The sequence below is a fragment of the Leptospira weilii genome (genome assembly GCF_006874765.1).
Taxonomy (GTDB): domain Bacteria; phylum Spirochaetota; class Leptospiria; order Leptospirales; family Leptospiraceae; genus Leptospira; species Leptospira weilii.
The window spans coordinates 652,501-657,500 of the sequence record NZ_CP040840.1; the positions used below are offsets into that span (position 1 = coordinate 652,501).

The following is a 5,000-nucleotide window of genomic DNA, read 5'->3' on the forward strand; positions in this document are numbered from 1 at the left end:
GGCTGCGGTGCGCCTCATCAAAAATAAATACGACTTGCTTGTTATAGATGGATAGGTCGCTTTCACTTTTTATAAGGTTATTGAGCTTCTGGATGGTGGTAACAATGATTTTATTATCATCCATCTCGAGGTTGCGCTTTAAGCCCGCTGTGCTGTCAGAACCGTTAACACTGTCCGGCGAAAAACGCTGGTATTCTTTCATGGTCTGGTAATCTAAATCTTTTCGATCCACCACAAAAAAAACCTTATCGATAAAATCCAGCTCGGTCGCCAGACGCGCCGCTTTAAAACTAGTTAAGGTCTTACCGGAACCCGTCGTATGCCAAATATAACCGCCACCTTCGGGCTTACTCCAGTTTTTGGTAGCATACGAACTTTTTATCTTCCATAAAATGCGCTCCGTTGCGGCAATCTGGTAGGGTCGCATAATTAACAGGGTATCACTGGCATCAAATACGGAATAGGTTAGCAATACGTTCAACAAGGTGTTTTTCTGGAAAAATGTAGCAGTAAAATCCTTTAAATCTTTCATGAGGCTGTTATCTGCTTTTGCCCAGTTCATGGTAAAATCGAAGCTGTTCTTATTTCGATGGGTGGTGTTAGCGAAATAACGGCTATCGGTTCCGTTTGAAATCACAAATAACTGTAGATACTTGAATAAGGAATGCTCGCTATTAAAACTCTCTTTGCTATAACGGTGGATCTGGTTGAAGGCTTCACGAATGGCGACGCCGCGTTTTTTCAGTTCGATCTGCACTATAGGCAAGCCATTTACTAAAATGGTTACATCATAACGGTTCGAATGAGTGCCAGCTTGTTCAAACTGCCTGATCACCTGCACTTTGTTGCGGGTAATATTTTTTTTATCTAATAGATAGATGTTCTGAATATGGCCGTCGTCAAAGACAAAGTCGTGGATATAATCATCATGAATTTTACGGGTTTTATCTATGACCGTATCGCTGGGTTTATCCAGCCAGGTTTCCACAAATCGAAGCCATTCTCCCTCTGAAAACTGCATGCCATTCAGTGCTTGCAATTTCTCTCGGACATTGGCCAACATCTTCTCAGGAGTATTTAAGTCAGAGAGAAATTCGTATCCTTGGTTTTTCAAATCCTGAACCAATTCTTTTTCCAGGTCGGCTTCGCTTTGGTAGCTTTCGCTTACCTGCCACTCTCTGTTGTATTTATCTAAAACGATAAAGTGATTGGATTCGGCTATGGTTTTGTATTCAGTCATTCAATTGCCTTCGGATCTTATTTGGTACGCATTCTTAAACGATACATTTCATCGAGCTTTTTAACCAGAAAGCTTAGAACTCGCCTGTGCTCATCCGGAACCTCAACGACTTCATTATCTGAATGTTTGGAATGGCTTGAGAAATTGATAATTCGAACCTCATAAGGATTCGGATCGCCATCCTCTGTTTTTGGTAACAGATCTTCCCATTTCTCCAGTCCGACAAACGTAGAAGTCTTTTCTAAAATGTTTCTGAGAAAATTGAAATGATATTTATGTAACTGACCTGTTTCGATAGCATTCTCGAGTTCGGCTTTAAGATGAAGATGGTAAGAAAAAGGAGAATCAGTGGATTGGTTCGCTAATTCATAGCTTTCATCTTCCTGTTTTTTCAGGATATATTTTTTGAAAGTATCTTTCTTAAATTCATTGTGAAGCACATTATAAAAAAGCGGATTATGGGTTGTTATTAGAAATCTAATATCTGATTTACTGGGCTGAATCAGTTCCGCCAGATCCACCTCTAATTCAATTAAATGGTTCTCATCTAAGGAGCTGACAGGATCATCAATAAACACGTATTCCAACTGATCAAATTGGTCCGTTTCCCGTTCACTCGAATCGATGACATTTAGAACACTGATAACTTGTTCCAGCAAACTGTAAAAAATACTCCAAATGAAATTGCTCTCTTCGCCTTTAGAAATTTTAAGATTACCCAAACGCTCTTCGTTGCCCCGTGTCAGGGAGAAGGTTACTTCCGAAAACGCTTTGACGATAACCTCTTGCTCGTTTTTATTTTTGATAGTATACGCTTCATTGAATTGTGGCGTTAGCTTTTCGTTGGTATGATGCTGAAAATTAGTTATGATATTGCGATCTTGTCCTTGGTTTTTCAGTATCCAATCCGTGAACGAATTAGGTTGAATTTTTAATTTTGGTTCCGCATCTTTCTCTAAGTCATTGTCCCAATAGAATAAGTTTTCGGTAAAGGCGTTATAGTAAAGAATTTTGTTATGCGATGACTCAGCCTGATCTGCCTCATCACGATTGTTTTTGGGTGCAACGAGCTGTTTGAATTCCCTGGAAAGGCGAGTCTTGCCCGTGCCATTAAATGCATAGATCAACTGCACTTTTTGATCGGTATCTTTTAGAAGCTTTGCTATATCCGTCAGGGTCTTACTCATTTCGGATCTACCTCTGCTTTCGGAAAACTCAACAATAATTCGCGATAATACTCGTATTGCTTTTGACGCAGTGTAATTTCACGAGGCAAACCTTCGCTGATCGAGTTGGTCAGGGCATCGAATTTATCGAGAATGCGAACGATGCGTTCTTGTTGGGCGAGGGGAGGGATTGGGATTCTAAGTTTACGTAAACTATCATTATAAAGCCGTTGGATTGTTCCGCCTTCCGAAATATCCCAATTTGCTATTTTGTAAAAGTAGAACAAAAACTTGTTCAAAATAAAGTTTTCATTATTTTCTATCCAAACAATATTACTGTCTTGAAAATAAGACTCTTTTCCGTCGAACACAACGGCCCTTCCGATGGTACCGCTAGCGGAAATCAAGATTTCGCCAATTTTCGGATAGCTATACTTCGCTTTGTATTCTTCATATAAGTTTCTCGAAATGTAGGCATCGGGTTTTTTACCAAAAGTACCAATTTTGTAAAATGGAATTTCTCCTTCATATGAAGTTTGCTCTTTCAAAATTCGTTTACACATACGAACTTCGCCAACCTCCCCCAATGTCTTCCATTCCACTTCTCCTTCATCAAAGCTTAAGAGTTGATCTCGATAGTAGTTGTATTGTTTTTTTCGGGCGGTAAGCTCAGTAAATGCGTCCAGAATGCGGACGATTTCTTCTTGGACGGGCAGGGGAGGAATGGGGATTTCTACTTTCTCTAGATCTTTTGAGGTGATTGCTTTTACAATGGTTCCAGTCCCTTGCAATATTAAAATCTGAAAGTAGTAATTTAGAAATTTTGCACTAATTTCATCTTTAAGTTTTAATCCGCGCAAATCTTGGTTAATGGCAAGATCAATGCCAGCAATTTTCATTTTTCCGGGAGATATCTTTACAGCAACAATAACATCTCCCTTGCTTATCAAATTTGAGGAACTGTCTTTTAAACCTTCAGAAGTAACGTGATTTCTGGTTTTTTTTATAAAATGCCCATCAATGCTTAGATCTCCAACTGAAGCCCAAGGAATTTCACCGTTCCAGTATTCTGATTTTGCTTTTGAAGGGGTTCCTCCTCCTGTATTCGATATAATTACTTCCCCCAGCGCTTTCCATTCCACTTTGGCACCCTTCAAAAGCTTTTCCATAAAGCTCTTACTCACCCTTCAATCTCCGCAACGATTGCATCAATGTTTGCACGGAGCTGATCGATTTTGGCGACGGTGGTTTTTAGCTCTGCGTTGAGTTTTTGGATATCGATCACTTCTCGGTTGTCCTTGGCTTCTACATAACTGCTTACGGATAGATTGTAATCGTTGTTGGCGATTGTCTCAACGCTTACGGATTTTGCAAAGTGCTCCGTATCAACCTTGCTATCGAAGGTCTGCATGATCTGTTCAATATGGTCTTCGGTGAGTATATTATTATTGGTCTCTTTTTTGAAAAGACCACTTGCATCAATGAACTGAGTGTTTGTATCTGTTTTATGTTTGGAAAGAACCAGAATATTTACGGCGATGGTGGTCCCAAAAAACAAATTAGGCGCTAGTGAGATGACGGTTTCGACAAAGTTATTACCTACCAGATACTGACGGATTTTCTGTTCGGCGCCACTGCGGTAAAAAATACCGGGGAAGCAGACAATGGCCGCACGACCCTTACTCGATAAATAACTGAGTGCATGGAGCACAAAGGCAAAGTCTGCCTTGGACTTAGGGGCCAATATTCCTGCTGGCGCAAAACGCTCGTCGTTGATCAAGGTCGGATCATCGCTTCCTTTCCAGTTAATCGAGTAGGGAGGATTGGAGACAATGGCATCGAATGGTTTTTCATGATTATGCCGAGGGTCGATCAGAGTATTTCCCAGCTCGATATCGAACTTATCGTAGTTGATATTATGCAAGAACATATTCATTCGCGCGAGGTTGTAAGTGGTATGGTTGATTTCCTGGCCGAAAAAACCTTCTTCTATGATATGATCATCAAATTGCTTTCTGGCTTGTAAAAGTAAGGAGCCGGAACCACAGGCGGGGTCATAGATTTTATTGATGCGTGTCTGCTTGTGTATAGCCAGCCGAGCAATCAGCTTGGAGACATGCTGGGGAGTGAAAAACTCACCGCCGGATTTACCTGCATTGGCCGCATAGTTGGAGATAAGAAATTCGTAGGCATCGCCAAACAAATCGATATGACTGCTATCAAAATCACCAAAATCTAGCTCGGCCACACGTTTGAGAACGGCGGCAAGACGGCTGTTTTTATCTTTTACTGTGTTCCCGAGGCGATTACTCGTAGTATCAAAATCGGCAAACAATCCTTTAATGTCATGCTCTGATGGAAATCCGTTGGCGGAGCTTTCGATGTCTTTAAATATACCAGCCAGGTCTGTATTTAAGCGCTCGTTTTTGTCAGCCTTGGTAACGATATTGGCGAAGAGCTGGCTTGGGTAGATAAAATATCCCCTGGTTTTGATGGCATCGTCCTTGATCTCTTTGGTGATTTTTTTATCGTTTAGTTTTGAATACTGAATACTGCTATCACCGCCTTCCATGTAGTTGGTAAAGTTCTCACTG

Annotated in this window: 4 protein-coding genes (2 of these 4 only partly in view); all 4 read right to left on the minus strand. The window is 40.8% G+C overall.

Annotated elements, in window-relative coordinates; all coding sequences use genetic code 11:
- Tightly spaced (at most 17 nt apart), the 4 genes in view from FHG67_RS03105 to FHG67_RS03120 form a layout consistent with a single transcriptional unit that may run on beyond the window.
- On the minus strand, window positions 1-1,240 hold the start of the coding sequence (locus tag FHG67_RS03105; protein ID WP_142499647.1) for a type I restriction endonuclease subunit R. Its footprint begins 1,859 nt before the window's first position; the window shows 1,240 of its 3,099 coding nt (coding positions 1-1,240); its start codon is at window positions 1,238-1,240; its stop codon lies off the left edge, out of view.
- 17 nt (window positions 1,241-1,257) lie between these two features.
- The gene (locus FHG67_RS03110; RefSeq protein WP_142499648.1) at window positions 1,258-2,427 is read right to left on the minus strand and encodes an AAA family ATPase; all 1,170 of its coding nucleotides are present in this window, start codon (window positions 2,425-2,427) and stop codon (window positions 1,258-1,260) included.
- The gene (locus FHG67_RS03115; protein ID WP_172616491.1) at window positions 2,424-3,575 is read right to left on the minus strand and encodes a restriction endonuclease subunit S; all 1,152 of its coding nucleotides are present in this window, start codon (window positions 3,573-3,575) and stop codon (window positions 2,424-2,426) included. Before FHG67_RS03115 ends, FHG67_RS03110 begins: the two co-directional genes overlap by 4 nt.
- Before the next feature lie 11 nt (window positions 3,576-3,586).
- Window positions 3,587-5,000, minus strand: partial view of a type I restriction-modification system subunit M gene (locus tag FHG67_RS03120; protein WP_004500183.1) — the 3' portion only. Its footprint extends 128 nt past the window's final position; the window shows 1,414 of its 1,542 coding nt (coding positions 129-1,542); its start codon lies beyond the right edge, outside the window; its stop codon occupies window positions 3,587-3,589.